This is a genomic window from Hahella sp. HNIBRBA332 (genome assembly GCF_030719035.1).
Taxonomy (GTDB): domain Bacteria; phylum Pseudomonadota; class Gammaproteobacteria; order Pseudomonadales; family Oleiphilaceae; genus Hahella.
The window spans coordinates 1,419,381-1,443,463 of the sequence record NZ_CP132203.1; the positions used below are offsets into that span (position 1 = coordinate 1,419,381).

General features: G+C 53.2%; 23 protein-coding genes, 4 tRNA genes and 1 pseudogene. 12 read left to right on the forward strand and 16 right to left on the reverse strand.

What is annotated here, in order from left to right; genetic code table 11:
• Positions 1–11: 11 nt before the first annotated feature.
• The 6 genes from O5O45_RS06600 to O5O45_RS06625 all read right to left on the reverse strand — a co-directional run bounded on the left by O5O45_RS06600 (position 12) and on the right by O5O45_RS06625 (position 2,590).
• A complete protein-coding gene (locus O5O45_RS06600; protein ID WP_279508063.1) occupies positions 12–332 on the reverse strand; it encodes a TusE/DsrC/DsvC family sulfur relay protein in 321 nt (106 codons plus the stop codon).
• 34 nt (positions 333–366) lie between these two features.
• Positions 367–663 (reverse strand): sulfurtransferase complex subunit TusB, encoded by a 297-nt coding sequence (gene tusB / locus O5O45_RS06605; protein WP_305904450.1) that lies wholly within the window; start codon positions 661–663, stop codon positions 367–369.
• Between the two features lie 43 nt (positions 664–706).
• Entirely contained in the window at positions 707–1,078 is a 372-nt protein-coding gene (gene tusC, locus O5O45_RS06610) for a sulfurtransferase complex subunit TusC (protein WP_305904451.1), read from the reverse strand.
• 1 nt (position 1,079) lies between these two features.
• Positions 1,080–1,475, reverse strand: coding sequence for a sulfurtransferase complex subunit TusD (gene tusD, locus O5O45_RS06615; protein WP_305904452.1), 396 nt, complete (start codon positions 1,473–1,475; stop codon positions 1,080–1,082).
• 51 nt (positions 1,476–1,526) lie between these two features.
• Positions 1,527–2,222, reverse strand: a complete 696-nt coding sequence (locus tag O5O45_RS06620; RefSeq protein WP_305904453.1) for a Bax inhibitor-1/YccA family protein — start codon at positions 2,220–2,222, stop codon at positions 1,527–1,529.
• A gap of 277 nt (positions 2,223–2,499) precedes the next feature.
• A tRNA-Ser gene (locus tag O5O45_RS06625) sits at positions 2,500–2,590 on the reverse strand.
• 585 nt (positions 2,591–3,175) lie between these two features.
• Between O5O45_RS06625 and O5O45_RS06630 the strand changes: the two genes are divergently transcribed.
• The 3 genes from O5O45_RS06630 (at position 3,176) to O5O45_RS06640 (ending at position 6,964) form a co-directional block, all read left to right on the forward strand.
• Positions 3,176–4,186, forward strand: coding sequence for a tryptophan--tRNA ligase (locus O5O45_RS06630; protein WP_305904454.1), 1,011 nt, complete (start codon positions 3,176–3,178; stop codon positions 4,184–4,186).
• 32 nt (positions 4,187–4,218) lie between these two features.
• On the forward strand, positions 4,219–5,211 hold the full coding sequence (locus O5O45_RS06635) for a Gfo/Idh/MocA family protein (protein ID WP_305904455.1): 993 nt from the start codon (positions 4,219–4,221) through the stop codon (positions 5,209–5,211).
• Between the two features lie 184 nt (positions 5,212–5,395).
• A complete protein-coding gene (locus O5O45_RS06640; RefSeq protein WP_305904456.1) occupies positions 5,396–6,964 on the forward strand; it encodes a sensor histidine kinase in 1,569 nt (522 codons plus the stop codon).
• 26 nt (positions 6,965–6,990) lie between these two features.
• On the opposite strand, the gene O5O45_RS06645 is transcribed toward O5O45_RS06640, so the two are convergent.
• Positions 6,991–8,445, reverse strand: coding sequence for a TrkH family potassium uptake protein (locus O5O45_RS06645; protein ID WP_305904457.1), 1,455 nt, complete (start codon positions 8,443–8,445; stop codon positions 6,991–6,993).
• Positions 8,446–8,688: 243 nt separating this feature from the next.
• Between O5O45_RS06645 and O5O45_RS06650 the strand changes: the two genes are divergently transcribed.
• The 6 genes from O5O45_RS06650 to O5O45_RS06675 all read left to right on the forward strand — a co-directional run bounded on the left by O5O45_RS06650 (position 8,689) and on the right by O5O45_RS06675 (position 16,065).
• Positions 8,689–9,333, forward strand: a complete 645-nt coding sequence (locus tag O5O45_RS06650) for a hypothetical protein (protein WP_305904458.1) — start codon at positions 8,689–8,691, stop codon at positions 9,331–9,333.
• Between the two features lie 253 nt (positions 9,334–9,586).
• Positions 9,587–10,123, forward strand: a complete 537-nt coding sequence (locus O5O45_RS06655) for a YfiR family protein (protein WP_305904459.1) — start codon at positions 9,587–9,589, stop codon at positions 10,121–10,123.
• 16 nt (positions 10,124–10,139) lie between these two features.
• Complete coding sequence (locus tag O5O45_RS06660; protein ID WP_305904460.1) at positions 10,140–11,606, forward strand: ATP-binding protein; 1,467 nt, start codon at positions 10,140–10,142, stop codon at positions 11,604–11,606.
• A gap of 73 nt (positions 11,607–11,679) precedes the next feature.
• Positions 11,680–12,126: a response regulator gene (locus O5O45_RS06665; RefSeq protein ID WP_011396428.1), complete on the forward strand. Its 447-nt coding sequence runs from the start codon at positions 11,680–11,682 to the stop codon at positions 12,124–12,126.
• Between the two features lie 11 nt (positions 12,127–12,137).
• Positions 12,138–13,817 (forward strand): putative bifunctional diguanylate cyclase/phosphodiesterase, encoded by a 1,680-nt coding sequence (locus tag O5O45_RS06670; protein WP_305904461.1) that lies wholly within the window; start codon positions 12,138–12,140, stop codon positions 13,815–13,817.
• A 136-nt stretch (positions 13,818–13,953) separates the two neighbouring features.
• Positions 13,954–16,065: a TonB-dependent receptor plug domain-containing protein gene (locus O5O45_RS06675; RefSeq protein WP_305904462.1), complete on the forward strand. Its 2,112-nt coding sequence runs from the start codon at positions 13,954–13,956 to the stop codon at positions 16,063–16,065.
• 164 nt (positions 16,066–16,229) lie between these two features.
• Here O5O45_RS06675 and O5O45_RS06680 read toward each other — a convergent pair whose 3' ends face one another.
• Genes O5O45_RS06680 through O5O45_RS06695 form a run of 4 tightly spaced genes read right to left on the reverse strand, consistent with a single transcriptional unit; the run spans position 16,230 to position 20,391 of the window.
• A complete protein-coding gene (locus O5O45_RS06680; protein ID WP_305904463.1) occupies positions 16,230–17,027 on the reverse strand; it encodes an SDR family NAD(P)-dependent oxidoreductase in 798 nt (265 codons plus the stop codon).
• Between the two features lie 31 nt (positions 17,028–17,058).
• The gene (locus O5O45_RS06685; RefSeq protein WP_305904464.1) at positions 17,059–17,850 is read right to left on the reverse strand and encodes a citrate/2-methylcitrate synthase; all 792 of its coding nucleotides are present in this window, start codon (positions 17,848–17,850) and stop codon (positions 17,059–17,061) included.
• On the reverse strand, positions 17,847–18,677 hold the full coding sequence (locus O5O45_RS06690) for a citryl-CoA lyase (protein ID WP_305904465.1): 831 nt from the start codon (positions 18,675–18,677) through the stop codon (positions 17,847–17,849). Before O5O45_RS06690 ends, O5O45_RS06685 begins: the two co-directional genes overlap by 4 nt.
• On the reverse strand, positions 18,637–20,391 hold the full coding sequence (locus O5O45_RS06695) for a thiamine pyrophosphate-binding protein (protein WP_305904466.1): 1,755 nt from the start codon (positions 20,389–20,391) through the stop codon (positions 18,637–18,639). The genes O5O45_RS06690 and O5O45_RS06695 overlap by 41 nt, the downstream gene beginning before the upstream one ends.
• 423 nt (positions 20,392–20,814) lie before the next feature.
• Here O5O45_RS06695 and O5O45_RS06700 point away from each other — a divergent pair.
• From O5O45_RS06700 to O5O45_RS06710, 3 genes are all read left to right on the forward strand, one after another.
• Positions 20,815–20,890: transfer RNA gene (locus tag O5O45_RS06700), tRNA-Gly, on the forward strand.
• 56 nt (positions 20,891–20,946) lie between these two features.
• Positions 20,947–21,020, forward strand: a tRNA-Cys gene (locus O5O45_RS06705).
• A 26-nt stretch (positions 21,021–21,046) separates the two neighbouring features.
• Positions 21,047–21,134, forward strand: a tRNA-Leu gene (locus O5O45_RS06710).
• Between the two features lie 60 nt (positions 21,135–21,194).
• Here the strand turns inward: O5O45_RS06710 and O5O45_RS06715 are convergent.
• From O5O45_RS06715 to O5O45_RS06730, 5 genes and pseudogenes are all read right to left on the reverse strand, one after another.
• Positions 21,195–22,208, reverse strand: a complete 1,014-nt coding sequence (locus O5O45_RS06715) for a tyrosine-type recombinase/integrase (protein WP_305904467.1) — start codon at positions 22,206–22,208, stop codon at positions 21,195–21,197.
• A 44-nt stretch (positions 22,209–22,252) separates the two neighbouring features.
• A pseudogene (locus tag O5O45_RS31925) lies at positions 22,253–22,411 on the reverse strand (helix-turn-helix domain-containing protein); the annotation flags it as partial.
• Between the two features lie 48 nt (positions 22,412–22,459).
• Positions 22,460–22,873, reverse strand: coding sequence for a single-stranded DNA-binding protein (locus tag O5O45_RS06720; RefSeq protein ID WP_305904468.1), 414 nt, complete (start codon positions 22,871–22,873; stop codon positions 22,460–22,462).
• An 8-nt stretch (positions 22,874–22,881) separates the two neighbouring features.
• Complete coding sequence (locus tag O5O45_RS06725; protein WP_305904260.1) at positions 22,882–23,379, reverse strand: siphovirus Gp157 family protein; 498 nt, start codon at positions 23,377–23,379, stop codon at positions 22,882–22,884.
• Positions 23,380–24,075, reverse strand: a complete 696-nt coding sequence (locus tag O5O45_RS06730) for a hypothetical protein (RefSeq protein ID WP_305904469.1) — start codon at positions 24,073–24,075, stop codon at positions 23,380–23,382.
• Positions 24,076–24,083 lie beyond the last annotated feature (8 nt).

Here is a 24,083-nt window from a genome sequence, read left to right on the forward strand (position 1 = left end):
GTTTTCCTTGTTTACAGGCAGTTGTTCGGCTTGGGGAGGCCGGCGATTTTGCAGGCAATTTTGGCGGGGCCGCCGGGAAACAGTTGCATCAGATAAATGCTGTTGCCTTTGTCCTGGCCCAGTTTGGCCCCTGTGGTTTTCACCAGAACGCGATTGACCGGGGACAGGCCGAATTCATCATAAAACTCCCGCACCAGATCTATGATTTCCCAATGCTCGGGAGTCAGTGCGATATTCTCGTGTGCGGCGATTTCTTCTGCGATAGTGGGGCTCCAGTCGTTCAGATTGACCAGAAAGCCGTCTTTATCCAGGGGGAGGTCCTGTAACGTCATGGAATAGCTTCCGCTTTTTGTTTGCGATATGGCTTTAGAACCAGGAAACGCTGCGAGGGTGGCGCTCGGTCAATTCGACGAACTGTGCGTAGTCCGCTATTGCAATGGCGTCTGCGGCGGTGATGCCTCGCGCGGTCAGATCTTCCTTGAGCGCATACACTTTGACGCCTGCATCAAGGAGTCCCAGCAGCAATGAGTTCTCTTTATGTTCCTTGGCCCATATTACGCCGTCTTCAATTAAAAGCAGACTGTCATTGGGGCCTGTCATTTCAGCGCAGGTTTTAAGCAGCTCGCGATTGCGAATGCCTTTATTGAATATATGTAACACCATGGCGTATGAGTAATGATGAATTAGTGGGTTGAAAAAAGACGTTTTAAAAGCTGAATATATGGTCCGCCATCGCCATTTTTTCTTTAATGGCGCTGATCTCCAGGGTTTCAACGGGCATGCTCAGATCATCTATGCTGAGGGCGAACTTATCTAAGGCCTCGACGGAGACAAAGACCTTTTCTACGCCATAAATAGGCAAGGCTTTGAACCCTTTCGCATGATTTTTCATGGCGATTGGGGTTGGGTCGATGTTTTTCGACAATTGGAAAACGCCTTCCTCCAGGAAGATGACTTCCACGTCCTGATCGAAAACCGCCGCCGCCAGCACTGCGTCCAGGCCTTCTGCTCCGTAAGCGTCGCCAAATGGGGGGCGGGTAATCAGATATAACAAACGCTTTTTGCCTGCTTCGCTCACGTTAGCCTGCTCCAAATGTGATAACGCGGTCGGAATACAAGGCGGCATCCACAAGTTGTCCAAGTCCGGACAGTTCAAACTCGTTTTGTAGCGAATCGCCGCTGCGCTGATAGCGCTCAGCTTCCGATGGGGTGATGACGCCACGCTTAACGCTGGCGCCAATACAGGCGACCAGGTCGAGATTATGCTCTCGTTTGAGCGTCGCCCACTCGGCGGGAAGATAAGCGTCGTCCTGCGGCGCAATGCTGAGGGAGGACGCGTTCAGTACGCCGTCATGGTAAAAAAAGATGCGGTAAATGCTATGGCCCCTGGCCAGAACGGCTTTGGCGAACTGGCAGGCTGAGTAAGGCGCCTGTGACGAAAAGGGAGCGCCGTAAACGACAATGGTGTATTTCATGACAAATAAAAAAGCCCGGTTAGACCGGGCTTAGTGTAAACCTATTTAGGATCAATCGTCACCGCTGAACGCCAGGATCAGGTTCAGCAGGCTCACGAACAGGTTGTAGATGGAAGCGTACAGAGATACCGCCGCCAGGATGTAGTTGGTCTCACCGCCATGAACGATGGCGCTGGTCTGATACAGAATTCCCGCGGACGCGAACAGTACGATAGCGCCTGAGATCGCCAGAGAGAATGCGCTGCTCTGGATGAAGAAGCTCATGATGATGCAGCCTACGATGACCCAGAAGCCTGCAACCAGGAAGCCAGCCAGGAAGCTGAAGTCTTTCTTACTGATCAGGGCGTAAGCGGACAGGCCAAAGAACACGAATGCGGTCAGGCCCAATGCGCTGGTTACCGCCTGTGCGGCGCCTGCGGCGACAAGGTGGCCAACAACAGGGCCAATTGTCAAACCCAGCAATCCAGTGAAAGCAAACGCCAGCACCAAGCCCCAAACGCTATTGGCGACCTTATGAATTAAGAAGCTGATCGCCAAGGCGCCGAAGAATGCGCCGTAATGCATAATAGGGTTGAACTGCATGCTTGATGACAAGAATGCTGTGAAAGCGGAAAAGGCCAGGGTCATGCCCAGCAGCCAGTAAGTGTTTTTCAATACGTTGGCGGCGGTGGAGGAATCCACTGCTACGCCGTAGCCCTGACTAAATTCAGCGACGGCTGATTGGTTATTAAAGCGTCTGTTGTCCATGAACATCTCCAGTTAAAAAGCTATTTGGTTCTATATTAGTGACGGAAAGGGAAATTTCAATCTTTGTTGTAGCTAAAGAAGATAAATTATTCGTTACAGAAAACCTTGTGCGCCGCGCCTCTCAGGTGAATGCTGCAGTGTACCTGTTGATACGAAAGAACTTGTTCGATGGTTCAAGTGGAAAGATAGGTTTGGAGGCAGCCGGAAAGCTAAAAAAGAATTAATAAATAAGAGAGGATGTTTCTTTTGAAGATCTCCGCAAGGGCGAAGAAAGAAGTGGCGGTGAGCCAGGGATTCGAACCCCGGGTAGGCTATTAACCTACGGCGGTTTTCAAGACCGCTGCTTTCAACCACTCAGCCAGCTCACCGTTAAGAGTGCCTGTGTGACACGAGTCGTGCATAATACTCAAAAATTTTGGGGTGTCAACAGGTTTGAAGAATGCGTTCTAACAAAGTTCTTCAGTGATTAACATTTAAGCACAATGAGGCCTTATGTGCTTCCTGATGACTAACATATAAGTGAAGGGACGATTTCAATCCTCGTCTGGCTCATATAGCTCGAAGCGATATTTAATTAGTGAACGGTGGAGCGTTCTTAATCCGCGCTGCCGTCCAAATGTACAACGTCTGTCTTTGATTGCTCTTCGGCGGCCTCGGGCGAACCACGGCAAATTTCTTTTCAGCTGAGTGCGATGAATAAGAAAAGCGTCAAAACGATTGTTGCGGTAAATCCAGCGCCAATGGAAGCCTCGCCTAAGATCGCTGCGAAATGCGCTGACCCATGGCTGACGTCTACCGAAAAAAACTTTCTCTTTAGGGAACTTCTCAGGCTTACGGATAGTGACTGCTCCATTACTTACTTTTTACAGTTATTGCGGCCCCGCATACTGTCTTCAAGTCTGTAATCTGATATCTTTCCAGCCCTTGTTTTATTCCGCGAAAGTACAGAGTCCATGAGCAAGCAGATTGTATTAACGGGTATCACCACTACCGGCATTCCTCACCTGGGTAACTATGCGGGCGCTATTCGTCCTGCCATTGAAGCCAGCAAGCAGGACGGGGTGCAGTCTTATTTCTTCCTGGCGGATTATCACGCCTTGATCAAGTGCCACGAGCCTGAGCGTGTCAGGGAGTCCACCAAAGCCATCGCGGCGACTTGGCTTGCTTGCGGTCTGGACCCGGAAAAAGTGACGTTCTACCGTCAATCCGATATTCCGGAAATTCTTGAACTGAACTGGTTATTGACCAGTGTGACGGCGAAAGGTTTGATGAACCGCGCTCACGCATATAAAGCCGCGGTGCAGGAGAACATTGAGAAAGGCGACGCCGATCCTGACAAGGGCGTGACCATGGGGCTGTTCAGTTATCCGGTGCTGATGTCGGCGGACATTCTGATGTTCAATGCGCACAAGGTGCCTGTCGGTAAGGATCAGGTGCAGCATTTGGAAATGTGTCGTGATATCGCTGCGCGCTTCAACCACATCTTTGGTGAAACCTTCGTGCTGCCGGAAGTGGTGGTCAGTGAGGAGTCCATGGTGTTGCCTGGTCTGGACGGGCGCAAAATGAGCAAGAGCTACAACAACACCATTCCTTTGTTCGAGCCGGAAAAGAAATTCAGAAAGCTGATCAACAAAATCGTCACTAACTCTCTGGAGCCCGGTGAACCGAAAGAGACCGACGGTTGCAGCCTGTTTGCGATTTATTCCGCATTCGCCAAACCAGAAGAAGTGGCGAACATGCGTAAGCAATACGCAGAAGGCATCGGCTGGGGCGAGATGAAGAAGCAGTTGTTCGAATATCTGAACGAGATCCTGGCCGATAAGCGTGAACGCTACAACGAGCTAATGCAGGATCCCGCCTATATCGAAGCCACGCTGCAGCAAGGCGCGGAAAAGGCCAGAGAAAAGGCGGCGGTATTGCTGGCCAAGGCCAAGCAGGCGGTAGGCATTGGGCCTATTCGCTGATCGGTTAATGTGACAGGCGGACGGAGACGGTCATGCGTACATTCAACTGGGGTGTCATTGCGCCAGGGCGCATCGCCCAACGATTCGCCGCCTGCTTCGAGAGTATTGACGACGCCAGAGTGCTGGCGGTCGCCAGCTCCAATCGCGAGCGCGGCGAAGCTTTCGCCCAACGCTTTGGCTGCGAACGGGTTTACGGGGATTACTCGGAAATCGCCCGTGATCCGGACATTGACGCCATCTATATCGCCAATCCTCATCGTTATCATTTAGAAACTGCGCTGCTATGTATTGAAGCTGGCAAGCCGGTGCTCTGTGAAAAGCCGCTGACCGTTTCCGCTGCACAGGCGCGCGTATTGATGGACGCCGCATCCCGCCGTCAGGTTTTCCTGATGGAGGCGCTCTGGACGCGTTTCATACCTGTCTGGCGTCAGGTTAAACAATGGCTGGATGCCGGCGCGATAGGCGATGTGGTGCTGCTGGACTCCCGTTTCGGCTTCAAAGCGGAAAGGACGCCGGGAGACCGTTTGTTCGAATTGAACCTCGCCGGCGGCTCACTACTTGATATCGGGATCTATAACCTTTCCATGTCCCAGTTTGTCATGGGGCGTAATCCAGACTCCTTTGTGTGCGATGGCGTGGTGGGAGAAACCGGCGTGGACGAGCGGGTTTCCGCCATTCTCAATTATGGCGGCCCGGCGAGTCAGTTCACCTGTAATCTGCTATCCAACACGGACAATCGTTTCCTGATATACGGTTCCAAAGGACGTATCGAGGTTCCCGCTGATTTTTGGGAAGCGTCGACAGTGACGCTGACCACGGATGACGGAACCTGCGAAGCTTTTGAGGGGTCGCTGTTGGCGAACGGGTTCGAGTATCAGGTCATGCATGCGATGGAGCGTATTCGCGCCGGCGAACTGCAGAGCGATGTGATTCCCTGGTGCGATACTGTCGCCACCCAGACGCTAATGGACGCCATGCTTGCCCGTCTGGGTGTGGTTTATCCCTTCCTCCCCGAGCCGCAATAAGCGTCAGCGACTAAACTTTCCTGCAATACCCATATACTGAGCAAACAGCTTCCGTCCGTTGCGACGGCTGGATTATTGGTAGTTGGAATGATAGAAAGTCCATTTTCGACAGCTTGCAATCATCGCGAACACATAACGCTCTGTCTGGATCTGTCGGCTTTTATGAATGCTAAGGAATCAATGCGTGCTGAAGGACATTAACGCTCATTTCAAACCGAAGGACTTCTGGCTGGCGACCCTGATTATGCTGGGCGCCATGCTGGCGTCGCTGGTGATCACCCAGGTGTTGGCGCACCCCAACGTATTGCTGGTGTTGTTTCTGGGGGTGCTCGCCGCGGGCCTCAAAACCAGTGTCTGGCCCGCCTTATGGAGTGCGCTGCTGGGCTTTTTCGCATACAACTACTTTTTTACCCACCCTCATTACACCCTGAAGGTCACTCATTTAGAGGACCTGTTAACAATTATCTTTTTTCTGCTGTTATCCACCATCAGCGGCAACCTTGCTGTGCGCTTGAAAGAGCAGGTTTCCGCGATTCGCGAGAGCAAACGGGAAGTGGAGGATCTACTGTCCTTGAGCAGCAAGCTGAGTCTGGCGCCGGATCGGGCCTCTATTATGCAAGTGGCGCTCAAAGAAATGGCCAAGCTTGTCGGCGCGCCAGTACTGGCGTTTGAAAAAGGCCAGGGGGAACCTGGCGGCGCGGCGGATGCGCGTGGAGAACCTTTTTCTTTGCCCCCGCCTGAGTTAGAGCTCGCCAGACGTATATGGGACCAGTCAGGGCCGGATTCCACTGGCGCGCTGACCTCTCCTGAGCACCCATCCCAGTACAAATGGCTGCCGGTGCGCTCGGAAATGGGAGTGCTTTGTCTGCTGGGCGTTCCTGATGGGGCATACAAAGCTTTGGATTGGGAGAACCACAGTCGCATCAGCAATCTGACGCAGCAACTGAAGCTGTCCCTGCTCAGGACCAAACTCAATGAAGAGTTAGAGGAAGTACGCTTTCAGGCTGAGACCGAGCGTCTGCGGGCGGCGCTGCTTTCATCTGTTTCCCATGACCTGAAAACGCCCTTGGCGGCGATGATCGGAGCAGCCGGCAGTCTGCTGCAATACCATGATCGCCTGTCCGACGAGGATCGCAGGGAATTGATGGAGACGACATTACAGGAAGCGGAGCGTTTGGACCGCTATATTCAGAACCTGCTGGATATGACCCGCCTGGGATATGGCGCCTTGAAGCTGCACCGGGACTGGACCTCTCTGCACGATATTGTCGGCGCCGCAGTGAAAAGGCTGGTGAATGAACTTAAGTCGTTAAAGGTCAATATTGAGTTGGCTCCAGATATCCCCCTGTTGTATGTGCATGCCGCCCTGCTGGAGCAGGCGCTGATCAATATCCTGGAAAACGCCGCCAAGTTTTCGCCGGAAGGCGGCCGCATCGACATTCTGGCCAGAGTGGAGAATACGAGCCTGATCATTGATGTGATTGATCAAGGGCCCGGGATTCCGCCGGAAGAGCGGGAGCAGGTGTTCAATATGTTCTATTCCGTCACCAAAGGCGATCGCAAGCCGAGCACCGGGTTGGGGCTCGCTATCTGTCACGGTATGATCGGCGCCCATGGCGGCTCAGTGGAGGCGTTGGATGGTAAAGAAGGACGTGGCGCGAATATTCGCATCATCCTGCCGGTTGACCCGCAGCCGGAGCCCGATCCAGATGGCCTCCAGGATGGCGATTCAGCGGAGAGCGAAGCGGAGTAGGCTTTTTGTCCGCTATCCCCGTCAGGCTATCTGCGCCAGAAGTGGGGCAGGAAGATGGCCAGCAGCGTGAAGTATTCCAGACGCCCCAGGATCATGCCGAAGGACAGCACCCAGGTGCCGGTGTCGCTGACCGGGGCGAAGTTGCTACCCAGTTCCGCAAATGCCGGGCCCAGCACGTTTAGGCATGCGGCGACGGCGGTGAAAGAAGACCAGAACTCCAATCCTGTCGCCATGAGCGCCAAAGTCAGTATCAGAGTGCTGCCGGCGGCGAAGCTCATGAAGGCGGCCGTCGCGCTGGTGACGTCGGAGCCGACGGAGCGTCCCTGATATTTCATGACGAAGACGCCGTGAGGATGGACGATCCGCTTGAGTTCAAGGCTGATGGACTTAATGGAAATGATATTGCGGATGATTTTGTTGCCCCCAGCGGTGGACCCTGCGCAGCCTCCCAGGTAGCCGGCGAAAACCAATAGCATGGCGGTGGCTTCAGGCCAGTCCGTGAAGCCGGCGGCGCCGAAGCCGGTGCTGGTGATGAATGAGACCAAATGGAAAGCGGAATCGCTGAGCGCGGTTAAAGGATCATGATACTTCTGCGCTTTCAGCAACATGATGCACAGAAGCAAAGACAGGCCCGCCACAATCAGCAGAAAGGTGCGGGTTTCCTCGTCTTTGAGGTACACAAAGGGATTACGGGCGCGAAATACCTTGAAATGCAAGCCGAAGCTGATAGCGCCCAACAGCATGAAGACATCGGAAACCGCCAGAATCAGATGGCTCTGGAAGTAGCCCATGCTGGCGTCATGAGTGGAGAATCCGCCGGTGGATACGGTGGTAAAGCTGTGTGCGACAGCATCGTAAAAACTCATGCCGGCGACGAAATAGGCGAGAGCGCAGAGCACGGTGATGGCGATATAGACGATCCAGAGGTAGTGCGCCGTGTTGGCGACACGAGGTGAGAGCTTCTCGTCTTTGACTGGCCCGGGGGTCTCCGCTTTTAGCAGTTTCATACCGCCGACATTCAACATGGGTAACACCGCCACCACGAATATCACCACCCCGAGGCCTCCCAGCCACTGCAGGAACTGTCGATACAACAGGAAGGTTCTGGGTAAGTCGTCCAGTCCGCTCAGAATCGTGGCGCCTGTAGTAGTAAGGGCGCTGATGGATTCAAATACGCCGTCGGTGAAGCTGACGCCTGTGACCAGAATAATAGGGATTGCCCCCAGCACGCCGCTGCACATCCAGGTGAGACTGGCGAACAGTAATGAGTCGCGGTAGCCAATTTTGGTGAGATCGGACTTGCGGTAGCGGGACCAGAATAAATAGGACGCCGCCAGCATCGCCAACGCGGGAGCCATAAAAGCCTGCTGCACATTGTCGCGAAAAAGCGCCACGGACAGCGCGCCGAAAATCAATTGCACGCCTCCCATTAATGCGACCGGGAAGGTGAGTAGGTAGAAAGTGGCTCGTCTGTTGATCACGCTGGGGAGAAACTGTCTGAAAATAGCTTGGAAACCAAGTATTAAAGTTTATCAAGGCGGGGATTGCCAGGCCGTAAAAATTCCGTAAAAAAAGCCGCTTAGGGCCGGTATAAATGGGCCGCTGATGGCAATTGTCATTCGAACATTAAATAATCGGCGAAGACGTTTAGGTGAAAGCGTCCCCCTGAAGTGGGCGGTAGGCGGACGATGTGGCGACAAAGAAACAATAGGGAGTTTATGTCTATGAACCAGTGTTATCTACAATCGGGAGCGCGTCTGCTGGGCGCGGTGGCGTTGTGTTTATCCAGTGCGTCTATGGCGCTGGAGGGGACGAGCGATTCAGCGCTCGCTACGGCGAACCTGGGCGGCAAGGCGTTGCGGGGGGAATATGGCTTTGTCGGTCAGTTCTCGTGCGTGCAGACCCCATTGCAGCCGCCGCCAGCGACAGGGTTCGATCCAGAGCCTCCTCACAGCCTGCTGGTGGAGGGCGAAGCGGTTTCTGTGGCGGGCTATGGCGTGATGACGTTTTCTCCGGCAGGAACGGTGGACTTGAATGTCACCGGGTCGCTGATTGGTCTGGATAAAACCGCTATTGGCGACGCCCCGGTCACTGCGCGCATCGCTGGAAACTGCCCGGGAGGTCATTATCAGGTGCTGGAAAATCATCGGCTGTCCGTGGAGTTCTCCAACTGTCAGGAGAGCGTCCCAGGCTTCAGCGCCAGCGGCGGGCCCTTGCGCTTCGAAGGGTTAATCGCGCGGGACCGGCGCTGGATCAAACTGGCGATGGTGGATGGCGGCGTGCAGACCTATGACATCGTCATCCCCGGATATCCTGAGCTGCAGAACCAGCGCGCCTGCATACAAACCTTTGTTATGGACAGAATGTAGTTTTGTCGAGGGTTATCTGTTTCGCCTTTTAAGGTGTTTGGAGTCGCTGCCGAGAGGCGGCGATTCTGCATTCTTTTTACAGTTTTTATTTTTATTTCAATAATTTGAGCTAAACTCAGCCACTAAGGTTGAGTTTTACTACGTATTTCCGAAACGCTGCGGCCAACTCTGAAAATCAGGAGTGGCGACTTGGCCGCTGGATATGATTCACCGCACAAGCAGCGAATAACAAAGAAAAATATAGCAATTGTTTATGCTTTCGGGTTTAGGGAAACGCTTCTGCAGACTGTTTCTGATCCTGACCGCTGTCCTGGGGACGTGGGAGCAGGCGTACGCCCGTTCCGAATACGAAATCAAAGCCGCCTACCTTTATAACTTCATCAAGTTCGTTACTTGGACTGACACGGAGGCGACGGCTTCCACCATTGATATCTGTGTCTACGGGGAGGATCCATTCAAGGAAATTCTCCATCCGCTTAAGTCTCTTACCGCACACGGCAAGCCCATCAATTTGTTGTATCCCGCTAAACCTGCGGACGCCGCGGTCTGCGAAGTGCTGTTTATCAGTCGGGAAGAGAGGCGTCAGTTACCAACGATTCTCTCCCAGGCGGGACAGAATGTTTTGACCGTAAGCGATATGAAAGATTTCGCCAGCTCTGGCGGCATGATCGGGTTTGTGACCGTCGGCAATGTGATCCGGTTTGAAATAAATTTATCCAGCGCCCGCGAGGCCGGTCTCGACATCAGCTCCAAGCTGCTCGAACTGGCCCTGGACGTGATCAAGAAGTAGGCAGGTGCAGCAGAACATGAAATGGTCTCAGATGCCGATAAAGCACAAGCTGATCATGATGACGTTGTTCACCAGCGTGATCGGCATTGTGGTGGTCAGCCTGAGTTTCATCTGGTACGAGAACCTTACTTACAAAGACCAGCTGAAACAGGAAATGAACGTCATTGGAAAAATCCTGGCGGACCGCAGCAACGCTGCCCTGGTGTTCAGCGATACGGCGCAATTGCAGGATAACGTCAACAGCCTTAAGTTGCGCCAGTCTATCGAGCTGTCCTGTATCTACGACGCCATGGGGCAGCCTCTGAGCAGCTTTTCCCGACGGCAGGACTTGCAATGTCCCCTGGCGCCTGCCGCCAATGAAGGGGAGTTCACCAGCAGCTATTTTCATCTGACCCAGGCCATTGAACTGGATGGCGAAAGCATCGGCAAGCTGTATATCCGCTCTTCCTTGCAGGAATTAGTGGGCCATTTGCAAAACTATATCGCCACCACCGCGATTGTGTCTGCATTGGTGGTGATGGCGTTGTTGCTGGTGTCCAGCATGCTGCAGCGCATCATCTCCACGCCGCTGGTGCATTTAACGGAAACCGCCACCCGTATCGCCAGGGTGAAGGATTACAGTCTGCGGGCGGAACAGGAGAGCGAAGACGAGATCGGGCAGTTGGTGGTGGCTTTTAATTCCATGCTGGACACCATTGAAGAGCAGAACGCGCAGATTCTGCATAACTACGAGAATCTGGAAAAAATCGTGGCGCAGAGGACAGTGGAGCTGCGTTCGGCCAATAAGGAGCTGGAGGCGTTCAGCTACTCAGTCTCCCACGATCTGCGTCAGCCTTTGCGCGCTATCGATGGTTTCAGTGACGCATTGCTGGAGGACTGTTCGGATCAGCTTGACGAAGTCGCCATGGATTACCTCAACCGTGTGCGCGCCGCCAGTCAGCGCATGGGGCGCCTGATCGACAGCATGCTCACTTTGTCGAGGGTGACGCGCTATAAGGTGGAGAGCAAAGAAGTGAATCTCAGCAACCTGGCGGCGACCATCGTGGAGGCTTTGCAGGCGGATCAGCCGGAGCGGCATGTGGAGGTTGTCATTCAGCCGGATTTAATGACCCAGGGGGATGACAATCTGCTTGGCGTGGCGCTTTCCAATCTTATTGGCAATGCCTGGAAATATTCCTCGAAACTTTCCCTTGCGAGAATTGAATTTGGCGCCATTGACAAAGACGGCGAGCGGATATTTTATGTGAAAGACAACGGCGCAGGGTTTGATATGAAGTATGCGGACAAGCTGTTCGTCGCCTTTAACCGTCTCCACTCGCCAGCGGAGTTTGAAGGCAGCGGCATTGGGCTGGCGACAGTGTCCCGGGTGATCAGCCGTCATCGCGGTCGGATATGGGCGGAATCGCAACCCGGAGAGGGCAGCGCATTCTACTTCACATTGAATGATGCGGCGGTGGACGCACACGAGACTGGGGCGCGCTGAATAGTCGGCGCGTAAAGTTGTATAAAATAAAATAATAGGCCTAGACTTGGTTAGTGGACTGAGAGAATCGCTGATGCAACAGTGCATGATATTACTGGTTGAGGATAACCCTGATGATGAGGCGTTGGCGTTAAGAGCATTAAAGAAAGCTAACCCGAAAACACAGGTGGTGGTGGCGCGGGATGGCCAGCAGGCCCTGGATTTTGTGTTTGGCGAAGGAGACTATCAGGGACGCAACGTCGCTGAGCAGCCAGTAGTGATTTTTCTCGACATGAAGTTACCCAAGCTGAATGGATTGGATGTGCTGAGAAATATTCGGAACGACCAAAGGACCTGTTTGTTGCCAGTCGTGATTCTGACCTCGTCAGATGAATCCAGCGACATCAAGGAAGCCTATCGCCTGGGCGCGAACAGCTATATCAACAAGCCTGTTAATTTTACTGAGTTCTCCCGTCAGATGAACCTGATGGGAGAATACTGGTTGGACATCAATCGGCCTCCGTTATGCAAGCTTCAGTGACCGGAGCGACTATGCGACAGGGTTTGCGTCTTCTGGTAGTGGATGATTCGGAAGACGACGCCATCCTGTTGATCAGGGAATTGCGCAAAGGCGGCATGCTGCCCAACTATACCCGCGTGGACAATGAGCGCGACATGCGCAAGATGCTCGGTGCTCAACAGTGGGACATCATCATTACCGACCATAACATGCCCGGCTTTTCCTCGGAGGAAGCCCTGGCGATCGTGCGTGAGGCGGAACTGGATGTGCCTGTCATCATCGTATCCGGCACCATTGGCGAAGATGTCGCCGTGCGAGCGATGAAAGCCGGCGCCCATGACTACATCATGAAGGACAATCTGGCGCGCCTGCTGCCGGCTATCCAGCGGGAGCTGAAAGAAGCTACAGTTCGCGACGCCCGCAAGCGAGCCGAGCGTACGCTGCATCATATGGCGTACCACGACAGCCTGACTGATCTGGTGAACCGTCGTGAATTCGAACGTCGCCTGAAAAGCGCGCTCACCAGCAGCAAGGAGCGCGGTCTGACTCACATGCTGCTGTACCTGGATCTGGATCAGTTCAAGATCATCAACGATACCTGCGGACATGTCGCCGGGGATGAACTGCTCAAGCAATTGTCCATACTGCTGTCCAAACATATTCGCGAAAGCGATACGCTGGCCCGGTTGGGCGGCGACGAATTCGGAATACTTTTGGAGAGTTGTGCGGAACGCCGCGCCATTCAGTTGGCGCAGGAGCTGAACAGCGAAGTGAGAAACTTCCGTTTTGTCTGGCAGCAGAAGCCGTTCACCATCAGTTTGAGCATCGGCGTGGTGGCGGTCACCAGTGAATACGGCTCCGGCGCCGAGATTCTCAGTCACGCCGATATCGCCTGTTACGCCGCCAAGGATAAAGGTCGCAATACGATTCAGGTGTACCAGAGCGACGACGTGGAAATGAAACGCCGTCGAACGGAAATGCAATGGATCAGTCGCATCCGCATCGCTTTGGAGGAAAATCGCTTCTTCCTTTATCGGCAGCCTATGGAGCGGCTTGGTCCGGATCGCGGCGCTGGACTACATACCGAGTTCCTGCTGCGTCTGCATGAAGGGGAGGAGATTGTTCCGCCGGGGGCTTTCATACCCGCCGCCGAACGCTACAGCCTCATGCCGCTGATCGATCGCCGGGTTATCGAATTGGTGTTCCAATACCTCGCCGAAAGCGGCAAAGGGATGGCGGACGACGGGGCTTATTTCATCAACCTGTCAGGCACTTCGTTAAGCGACGACAAGGTATTCGAGGACATTCGCAAAAATCTCAGAAAATACAAAATCCGCCCGGAGCGTATTTGCTTCGAGATAACGGAAACCGCCGCCATCGCGCACCTGGCGGAAACCGTGGAGTTTATCCGTGAGATCAGGGAAGAGGGGTTCAAGTTTGCATTGGACGACTTCGGCTGCGGTATGAGTTCCTTCTCCTATTTAAAAACGATTCCGGTGGATTATCTGAAAATTGACGGCAGCTTTGTGCGCAACATGCTGTCCGATCCGATTGACGTGGGGATCGTCGAAGCCTGCAACCGTATTGGGCATGCGGCGGGACTGACGACCATCGCTGAGTTTGTGGAAAACGAGCAGATTAAGGAAAAACTGATCGAAATAGGCGTGGATTATGCGCAAGGCTTCGCTATCAGTAAGCCCAAGCCGTTGTAATTAATAAAATTTCCAGCGCCATCTTTTCGCACAGATCAAATCCTGCTGCTATGCTTAGCTAAGACGTGCGCGGCTGGCTGTATCTTATGTTCGACGCGTCATCCTGTCCGCAGCAATCAAACGCGATACGACTCATATGACTACAACTAGAAAGGTTTGCGCGTTAAGTCTGGCTCTTGCCGCTTCGGCAGGGTACGCCGCTGACGATAATCTCTTTGAAGACAGCCTCTGGGCGCTCTCCCCCGAAGAACTGGGGCAGATCCGCGTCACCAGCATCGCCTCGGGCACCATCACCCCACTGGACAAAGCCGCCGCGGTCACCACGGTCATCACTGCGGAAGACATCGCGGCCATGGGGGCGACCGATATTGACGAAGTGCTGGAGACGGTGCCGGGTCTGCATGTGTCACCTTCAACGTTAGCTTATTTCCCCAGATACTATTTCCGCGGAATAGTTTCCGCCCGCAACCCTCAAACTTTGATGCTGGTCAACGGTATACCTCTGCGGACGTTGGTGTTTGGTAATCGGGGCCATATATGGGGCGGAATGCCGCTTAAAGCGGTGGAGAGGATAGAAGTAATTCGCGGGCCGGGATCTGCTCTGTACGGCGCTGACGCTTTTGCTGGAGTGATTAATGTCATTACCAAATCAGGCAAGGAAATAAATGGCACATACACTGGCGCTCGGGCGGGAAGTTTTGATACTCAGGCAGGCTGGTTATTACATGGGGGCGTATACGGCGATTGGGATATAGGTGTGTCGTTGGAATATGAAGGTACAGATGGGTTTAAAGAAATCATCGCCAGTGACGCCCAAACAATTAATGACAATGCTGCAGGGACTGCGGTATCGCATGCCCCCGGTTCGGTGAATCTTGGGCGGGATATAACAGAAGTTCGATTGGAGGCAGGGTTTAAATCATTTAAAGCGAGGCTGGGATATCAAGGGCGTAATAACCTGCAGACCGGCCCGGGCGTTATTCAGGCGTTGGATCCATACGGGGAATTCAGAAGCGACAGAGTGAACGCTGACTTAACTTACGATTTCAGCAATTTGGCCGATCACTTATCGGCATCCGCCCAGGTGTCCTACTACTACGGCACCCAAGATCCAGAGTCGAATAACTATCTTTACCCGAAGGGGACAGTGCTGGTCTTTTCACCAGGCTCTACGGCCTCTTTTCCAGACGGATTTATTGGTAATCCTGGTTATAAAGAGCAAAACGTACTTACACAGATATCGAGTCTCTATTCAGGCAGTAAAGATCACCGGATCAGGTTAGGATTGGGCTATTTCTGGGGGGATGTTTATGAAACGACAGAAACAAAGAACTTTACCCCTATGTTCACTCCAAGACCTGGTGGGCTGGAAAGTGTGGCTGACACCGATGAGGTATGGTTACCGGAGAAAGATCGTACGAGCTACTTTGGTTACATTCAGGACGAATGGCAGTTCGCACAGAACTGGCAGTTGACCTCAGGGTTACGCTATGACCATTACTCGGATTTTGGCCAAACAATGAACCCTAGAGCAGCCCTCATTTGGGCTACCACAGAGAGTTTTACGTCGAAGCTGCTATATGGGAGAGCGTTTAGAGCTCCCAGTTTCGAGGAGTTGTTTGTTATTTCCAACCCGTTTTCTCTTGGTAATCCAGATCTCAAACCGGAAACCATAGATACCTATGAACTGGCGTTTACTCACTATCTTTCCAAAGAGGTCGAGTACTCAATGAACTTTTTCTATTACCGAATTAAAGACTTCATCACCTTTGCGCCTCTCAATGATGGGACTCCCAGGAGTCAGGCTAAGAATGTCGGGCGTCGTAAAGGTTACGGGACAGAGCTGGAAGTGAAAGTGAACCCCAGTGATAAATGGACATTAACCGCTAATTACGCCTATCAAAAGTCGGTGGATGAAGCGATGGACGAGGATGTCGGGGATGCTCCTAATCACCAGATATATGTGCGCAGTGATTACTGGTTTGATCCACAGTGGGCGCTACACACGCAAATCAATTGGGTTGGTCGGCAACAGAGACCTCCCGGCGATACACGTCCTGATCTCGATGACTACGCCACTGTGGACGCTGGCGTGAGATATTTTCAGGGACAACAGATAGAGGCGTCTTTATTTGTAAAGAACATCTTTGATCGAGACGCAAAAGAGCCCGGTCCCGCCTCGGCGCTGCCGGAAGACCTGCCTTTGGCGGGGCGAAGTATATATGCGTCCCTGCAATATAAATTCTAGGGAGCCTCTGAAAAACTACCTGCGTTGCCATTGCGGCGTCAAAAGTCGGCTCAAAATGCTCATTTATTCACGATAAACTACGCTTTTTCGCCGACTTTTTCCTTGCACTGGTGGCCTCGCCAACGTTTTTCAGAGGTTCCCTGGATATCGTGAGAGACCGGTTGTTACAAAATGATCTGCTTTTTGCCCATCAGATACTTAATCTTGTTTGGCATGAACTTAAAGGCGTTAACCAAGGCTCGGTTTACTTTGCCGTTGATGAGCAGATGCTCGCCTCGCATTACTCCCTCATAACCTTCCTTAGCGACGATATCTGACTCCATCCAACGCCATTTGGGGATATAACTCAGAAATTCCTTAACTCCCATGGTTTCGTGAAACTCGCTGCTAGTCAGTCCGGGACATAAAGACATGCAGTTGATATTGAATGGCCTTAACTCAAGATCCAGGGCCTCTGTCATGTGCAGAACATAGGATTTGGCGGCGTTGTAGAGGCTGCCGGGAAACTCTGGGGCGAATGCGGCGATGGAGGAAACATTGATAATCCAACCTTGACCATGCTCTTTCATACCTTCCGCCACTAAGTGACATAACGCAGTTGGAACTGTAATGAGCAAGTTGATCATCGCCTTATGTTCATCCCAAGACCCGACCATGAAGGGTTTGGGGAGAGCATAGCCTGCGTTATTGACCAAAGCATCCACATGTAATCTACGCTTCTTCAGAAACGAGGCGACTTTTTGAATGGCGTCAGTTTCATTAAGGTCCAAAGCCAGCGTTAGGTTGACGTTGCCATGGGCTGCTGTTAGCTCTTGCGCCAGCTTTTCCAGGCGTTCTTTTCTGCGAGCGATAAGCAGTGTGTCAAAGCCTTTTTCTGCAAAGACTTTGGCGAAGGATTCACCGATGCCGGAAGATGCACCGGTTATCAAGACGGTCTTACGATTATTTATTGAGTTGTTCATATTGGCTCCTGATTGGCTGAAATCTTATTAATCACCAACTACGCCTCTCCGGCCCGGAATACTGAATCGATTCGCAGCGCATGGGGAAAACGCTGCCCTCGGGTTTGGCCGCGCCATCTAGATAGCAAGGGACCATGCCGGCCATAAAGCAGGGCGTCAGATAAAGCTGATACTCTTCCGGCGACATGCCGAAATCCGCGCCGATGGCCGCAGCCAGGGCGGCGACGTTGATGGTCAGGCGTTTGTTCTTTTTGAGATAGTGATAGATCTCCAACGCCAAGGTGAAATGGGCTCCGTCAGCAAAGCCTAAGTCGCGGGCCTTTTTGACCAGATGCAACACGCGTTCATCCAGGCGCGCCAAGGGGCGGCCGTAGCCGTAGATGACGCGATATTTTTTCAACGCCGCGTTGATCAGGTCCGGTAGTTCTTCTCCGGTGTCCAACGCTTTGCGAGTGCATTGTAGAAAGTCGATGGCGCGGCGGTCCGGTCTTCTGCCGTAAATGGACGCCTCAGAAATGGACAATCCGCTCATCAAGGACAGCGATGGCGTGCTGCGTACGTTGCCAGCCAGCTCAGCGACATGGTTTGGCCAGATGCTCGGGTCTGGGTAGCTGGTGCATACCCAGATGTAATTCAGCATGCGCATTTGTTCCGGGGTGTAGAACTTGCCGGTGATGGAGTAGAGATAAAGTGAAAACCAGTCGCGCTCGCTTAACTCCTGATGCAGGTCTTTACCGCGAAACACTACGCGTTCGCACAAAAATGCTTTACCCATTGCGGTTTCGTGGGCGGTTTCCTGTTGGCGCAGATGTTTGTTGCTCATAGCCCAAGCTCCTCTGCATTGGGTAATTCGAAGGGGCCGGGGTCATCCGACAGCTTGATGTGGTCACCGTAGAACGGAAACATTTTCCAGCCCAAGTCTCGTTGTTCAATGGCGTGTGCGGCGGCGCCAGGTAAGCGCAGCATCAGGTACAGCATGACGGCGGCGTGCTCGTTCATTGCCAAATCGTGCAGCGCTGCGGCGGCTACGCCGGACATTGACAGCGGCGCCTCGGCGACGGCTTCCAGTTCCTGGCGATGTTGCGCAAGCCAGCGTACGTTGATGGCGCAAGGAATTTCCGCCAGTGCTTCCAACACCTGACGCACCGGCTTTGGACAGCTCTCGCCGTTGGGATCGAAACCGGGCGCGTGCTCCATGGGCCGCCAGATATCCTCCCGCGTATCGCTGACCGGGGAGGGGAGGCGCGCTCGCCATTGTTCAATGTCGGTACCGCATTCCCGCCAAAGCTGCATCAAAATGTAGACTTCATGTCCGCCGCCGTATTGACCAGCGCCGACGGCCAGGGACGCCATTAACGAAGCCGCATGAGGGCAGCCGCCAACGCCGCCGTTCATTGCTGCGCGCACGCTGGCCTCGCGGGGACCTGGGTTGGCGAGGGCGATAGCCAGTTTTTCCAACAGTTGCGTCTGGTCCGCGTTGGGCTTCTCCCCCCTGAACAGCAGATACAGGTACTCGAACCAGCTCGCCTTGGTCAGGATGTCGCCGTAGACATCGTAGCCGTAGCAAAGGGCGGAGTGTGCGGCGAAGGGATTGTCGGCTTCAGGTTCTTCAGACCAGACTTTCGTCAGGTATCCGTATTTGCTGCTCATGATTGCCTCCTGTCAGAACTTTGGTGCGTTGGCGCATGGGGGGAACTTGTTCGCTGTCGACGACCACATCCAGAACGAATGGGCCGGGTTTGGAGAAAAGGCTGTCGACGCCGATTTCATCCAGCTCTTTAAGCCGGGTAATGCGTTGCGACGCGAGGCCTGCCGCTTTGGCCATGGCGGCGAAATCCACATGTGGCAGACGATTGGCGATATCCTCCGCGCGACCCAGACGTTGGCCGTGTTTAATCATACCCAGGTGACTGTCGTTCAGAACGATGAACAGAATGTTCAAATCCAGCTCCCGCGCGACGGTGATCTCCTGTCCGCTCATCAGCATGCTGCCGTCGCCGGTGAAACAAATGACAGGCGTATCCGGTTTGGCGAGCGCCATGCCGACTGCGGCTCCGATAGCCCAGCCCATGGTCGCGAACCCCATGCCTATGTGGAACAGTTTAGTTGAATCTGACAAGGGTGGATTGGTGCGCCAATAGTGCACGCCCCACAGGAAACTATTGCCCGTGTCCATCAATACGGGCGTATTACGAGGGCAAACCTGACTCAGCGCCCAATACAGCGCTTGCGGTTTGATCGGCGCTTCCACGTCAAGGCAGGCTTCTTTGTCTGCATAGATGACGTGTTGAGGAAATCCGTCAGCTCCCGGCGAATACTTTAATTTGCGCGGCGCTGCATGCTTCAGATATTTGGCGAAAGGCTCCAACAGCAAGCGCGGCGAACCCAGTATCGACAGTCTCGACATCACTGAGCGACTGAGGTGGTCAGGGTTGCCGGACAGATGTATCAAGCGGTTGGAGAAAATCGCGTTGGGGTCCCAGCCGCCGGTCGTGACTTCATCCAATGCGGAGCCAATGACTATTACGCGCTCTGCATTGTCGGGATGTAAGGCGTCGCGGGCGCTTTCATGTCCGCCGAGGCCGAATACGCCTCTATATAAAGGGTGATATTCCGAAACTAAACCCTTGCCCATAGGCGTGGTGACGATCAACCAGTTGCGTGACTCCGCCAGAGCGAGCAGCGGCTCCATCGCCCCAGCGCAACCTTCTCCGATCACCAGCGTGGCTTTCTGAACGTACGCGAGTTCTTTTAGTAAACGATGCATCGACTCGGCGCTGGGCACGACTTCATGGTTGATAAAGGCGCGCATATTGAAAATGCCCGCCGGATCAGGGGATTTGGCGCGCATGATGTCCAGGGGAACGCTCAAATGCACTGGACCAGGCTGGTTGCTGAGCGCATATCCGATCGCCATCAGCAGCTTGTGCTCCAACTGGGCGGGGTGCGACACCAGTGTGTTGAAGCGGGTGCAACTGTCGAAGATGCTGACGGTATTAATGCCTGTACAGGAACCTTCCTGAAACGCGCCCAAGCCGAAACGCTCGATAGACGGCTGTGCAGTTATCACCAGCATGGGGATACCGTCAGCATAGGCATTGGCCACGCCGGTCAGCAGGTTGGTGGCTCCCGGACCGGAAGTCGAAATGCACACCCCCAGTTTGCCTGTCGCTCTCGCATATCCGTCCGCCATGAAGGCCGCTCCGGATTCGTGTCTCGCCAACACCGCCTTTGGTCCGCCCCGGCGCTCGCTGCGGGCGAGGGCGTTATAAAGTGGTTCAATACTGCCTCCTGGCACACCGAATACGTACTTCACTCCCAATCGTTCCAGATAGTGGAGTATCAAATCACCATTCTCGATCATGCTTTGATACCTTTTCGGACGTGTATAAATTTTGAGCGCGAATTCTTGGGTAAGATGGCCGAAAAAGATAGGGTCTAAATGTAAAGCATTGAAAAACAAGAATTTTATGGACTAGTCCTATCGGATGATTGTTGCTTTTTCCGTAAGAGTTGTGACGAGAAAAAGAAAAGAGAATGACTTTTCGGTCTGAACTGCAGGGCGTCTTAGCCCCTTTAAAGTTAACGATGAGCGGCGAATTACCTGTAGATACTGTGAACTGGCGCAAAAAATGGACTATCTGGACAGGAAATATCCATAAATTCATTTTTTCTTATTTTTCTTTAAATACATTGCAGGTTCAGGCTTGACAGGTCCGGCTAAAAACGTAAACTAAGCGCCACTCCAGCAGAGAGACGCGAAAAGCTCACTGCTCAAGAGTGATATGCGGGAATAGCTCAGTTGGTAGAGCACAACCTTGCCAAGGTTGGGGTCGCGAGTTCGAGTCTCGTTTCCCGCTCCAAGATTTCCGAAACCCCGACAAGCTCGGGGTTTTTAGCTCTAGAAGTCTTGATTATAGGCGCGGTGGCAGAGTGGTCATGCAGCGGACTGCAACTCCGTGTACGCCGGTTCGATTCCGACCCGCGCCTCCATGTTTTCTCCGGCAAATGCCTCCCTCGCCCGGGTGGCGAAATTGGTAGACGCAAGGGACTTAAAATCCCTCGGTATTTGATACCGTGCCGGTTCGACCCCGGCCCCGGGCACCAAATTTATCCTTATAAATCAATGTATTATATCTATACTCTCATCTTCTGTTGATACCTCCTTCAGTGCTTGGTCGCAGTTTGGTCGCGCTTGTCCATCAGAGACAGATTGATGCGCGGCAGGTTCGAGACTGTGTCGTCCAGCGTCGACGTAAATAAGTGCGCGTATCTGCTGGTCACGATCAATGAGCTATGTCCTAACAAATCTCTCACTGCTGTAATTGGCGCATTCGACGCTGCAAGAAATGAAGCGTAAGTGTGCCGCAGGTCGTGAAAGCGAACATGCTCCATCTTGCACTGCGTCCGCGCGCATTCAAAGCCGCGCCTTATGTCTTGATACTTAATTGGGAAGGGTAGCGTCCCCTCTAACCACTCTCTCATTTCCTGTAATACAGGAACGATTCTTGGCTTCCCGTTTTTTGTTTGGTCTGGCCGCAGCATAATACGACCATCTATATAGTTTTCAGCTCCGAGCTTTAATAGCTCGCCTTGGCGAAGCCCTGTAAATGCAGAAAGAATTATTACTCTTCCGACCCACATGCAGTCTTCAGGAACTGAAGTGGCCAACATAAGTACCTGTGACGGAGTAAGGTAAACATGTCTGGCATTCTTTGGGTCAGGCTTTTTAAGCTTTTGGCCTAATGGTTCTTCAATCCAGTCCCACTCTCTATATGCCAAGTTGAGAACTCTTTTTACTATTTGAACTCGGTTATTAATTGTTGATTGGGAGAGGCCCGATTCGCGCAACTCTTTTGCCATTGCTCTGGTTTTATCGACGAGTTCCATACCAAGTGCAATTTCATCCCCCATATATTCCGCCACACGTTCAATATGGTGATGTTGGCTCTCGACGTTATACTCGTTTACCCAGCGCATAGCGGCTTCAAGAAAAGTGCGCTTTGGCTTTCTCCCCATTTTTCCATTGTGTATTGCCTCGTTTAATTCTGTAGTTGATTTTGCTGCATATTGGCGGGCTTCTTTCTCTGTCCTAAACGTTGTTTGAACTCGCTCACCGTTATATGTTTCCGTAACGACCCAGCGGTCGCGGCTTTGTCTGTACCTAACTGTGATTCCCATCTGTTTAAACCTTTATCGATGGGGTTGCGCCTGCGCTGATTCTCAATGTATCTCCGCAACTCGGCCAACTCAATTCTCCGGCCTCGTTTGCCTATCTGTATGTATTCCAGCTCTTTGCCTAACATTGAGTAAACTTGTGATGCGCTGCAGTTGAGGGCTTTTGCTACCTGACTTACCTTCATTAGTTCGGGTAGCTCTTCCATTTCAGTGGTCACTGAACCCCTTTCCTTTTATGTGTTGTTAGGCGTCATTCAAAAAGGAATGTCGTCGAATTCGTCATATGCCTGGCCTGTGGCTGGCATCTGGACTGGCGGCTGTGGTGGCGTTGCTGGCCTGTATGGTTGCGGCGCAGGCTGGGTTTGTTTCGGGCTCGCAAAGTCGACCTTAACTATCCGGCAGCGGATCTTCGCCCCGGGTGAACCATCGCCCTTGGTGAACTGCTCCAGCTCCAGATCGTCAGCCGTCACGACCAGCTTTGTGCCTTTGGTCAGGTGTGGCTCCAGCGAGATAGCACGGTCGCCCCATAGTGCGCCGTCGATCCATTGGGTCCGTCTGTTGTCGCCGTGTCCAATGCTGTAGGCGAGGGCGAGCGTAGCCACTGCCTGTCCGCTTGGTGTGTATCTCAGTTCGGCGTCACGCCCGAGGGCGCAGAGTTTGATAAACATGTGTCTCCTTACTTAATGCGGATGTAACTCTTGCCAAGCTCCAGGCGGGCGCCGGGGATGTCTTTACCGGCTTTCAGGTCCTGGGTGATGGCCTGCTTGTTGGGTTTTATCGTCACGTCTACGGCGACGTAATCCTGTGGGAGGGCGGCTTCGTCTTCGATATGAGCCACCTCTCGACCTGCTACGCATGAGATTGTGTGTAGCGGAGTGCTGACGGTTTTAATGCGTGTCAGCTCCATATGGTTCCGCAGGTATTCGCTTATGGATTCTTCTTTGCGCTCTATGCTTTTCTCGCGCCTGTTTAGTCGGTCCACTTCGGATTTGATGGCGGAGCGATCGGCCTCAAGGTTTTGAAGTAGCCGAGCGATCTGCGCGGCCTTGTCCTTAAACTCTCCCTCTACGGCTTCCAATGTGTCGGCGATGGCTTGCTGTAGGGTTTCGTCGTTGTCTGCGTCAATGTTGTGTAGTTCGGCAAGCTTGCCGGTGATCTCGTATAGCTTCGGCACTTATGCTGGCTCCGCGTGCTCCAGGGTGTTTTTCTTGGCGGCGTACAGGATGGTCAGGCGTCTTAAACCGGCGTCGTCCCATCTGGATTTCAGGCGAATAGCGGCGCCCTTATAAAGCGCTTCTAGATCGCTGAGTGTTTCCGCTTCCTCTATCAGTCTCGCTTGATCGTCCAGCCATGCTTTGTCGGCGGCTTCCTGGCGTTTCCGCTCTGCGCTGTGGTTGGGGCCGGGATCAATCGGCAGGCGTTTGTGCATTCCTGTTGTGACGTCACCGGCAAAGCCAAGCATGTATAGGCACTTCTTGATGGCGTCCGTCAGCGTCTTTTTGGGCGCGTCTGCGTCGTACTGAATGCCGAAGGCGTCCTTATAGACGTAGGGTGTGTGTCCGTAGTGGATAAACTCGGCGATCTCGTTATCGTATGCATACCAGAAGCGGATCTTGATGGTGTGCGTCTTCCCCATAATCATCTGCTGGCCTTCTGCGTCCAGGTTAAGCGGCGCGCCTTCATCGATGCGCTCCTCTAATATTTCATAACCCCAGCCAGTCCCAAGCGGGCCGAATTGTTCAGTGGCTCGCTTTATCAGGTAAGAGGCGTTTACGCTGGTCCCAACAAAGCCAGAGGGTAGGGTGTAGGCTTCGGTGTATTCGGGAGCGGTCTTATCGACTGCCTCCCAGATGTGTAGGTTGCTGTTCATGTCAGATC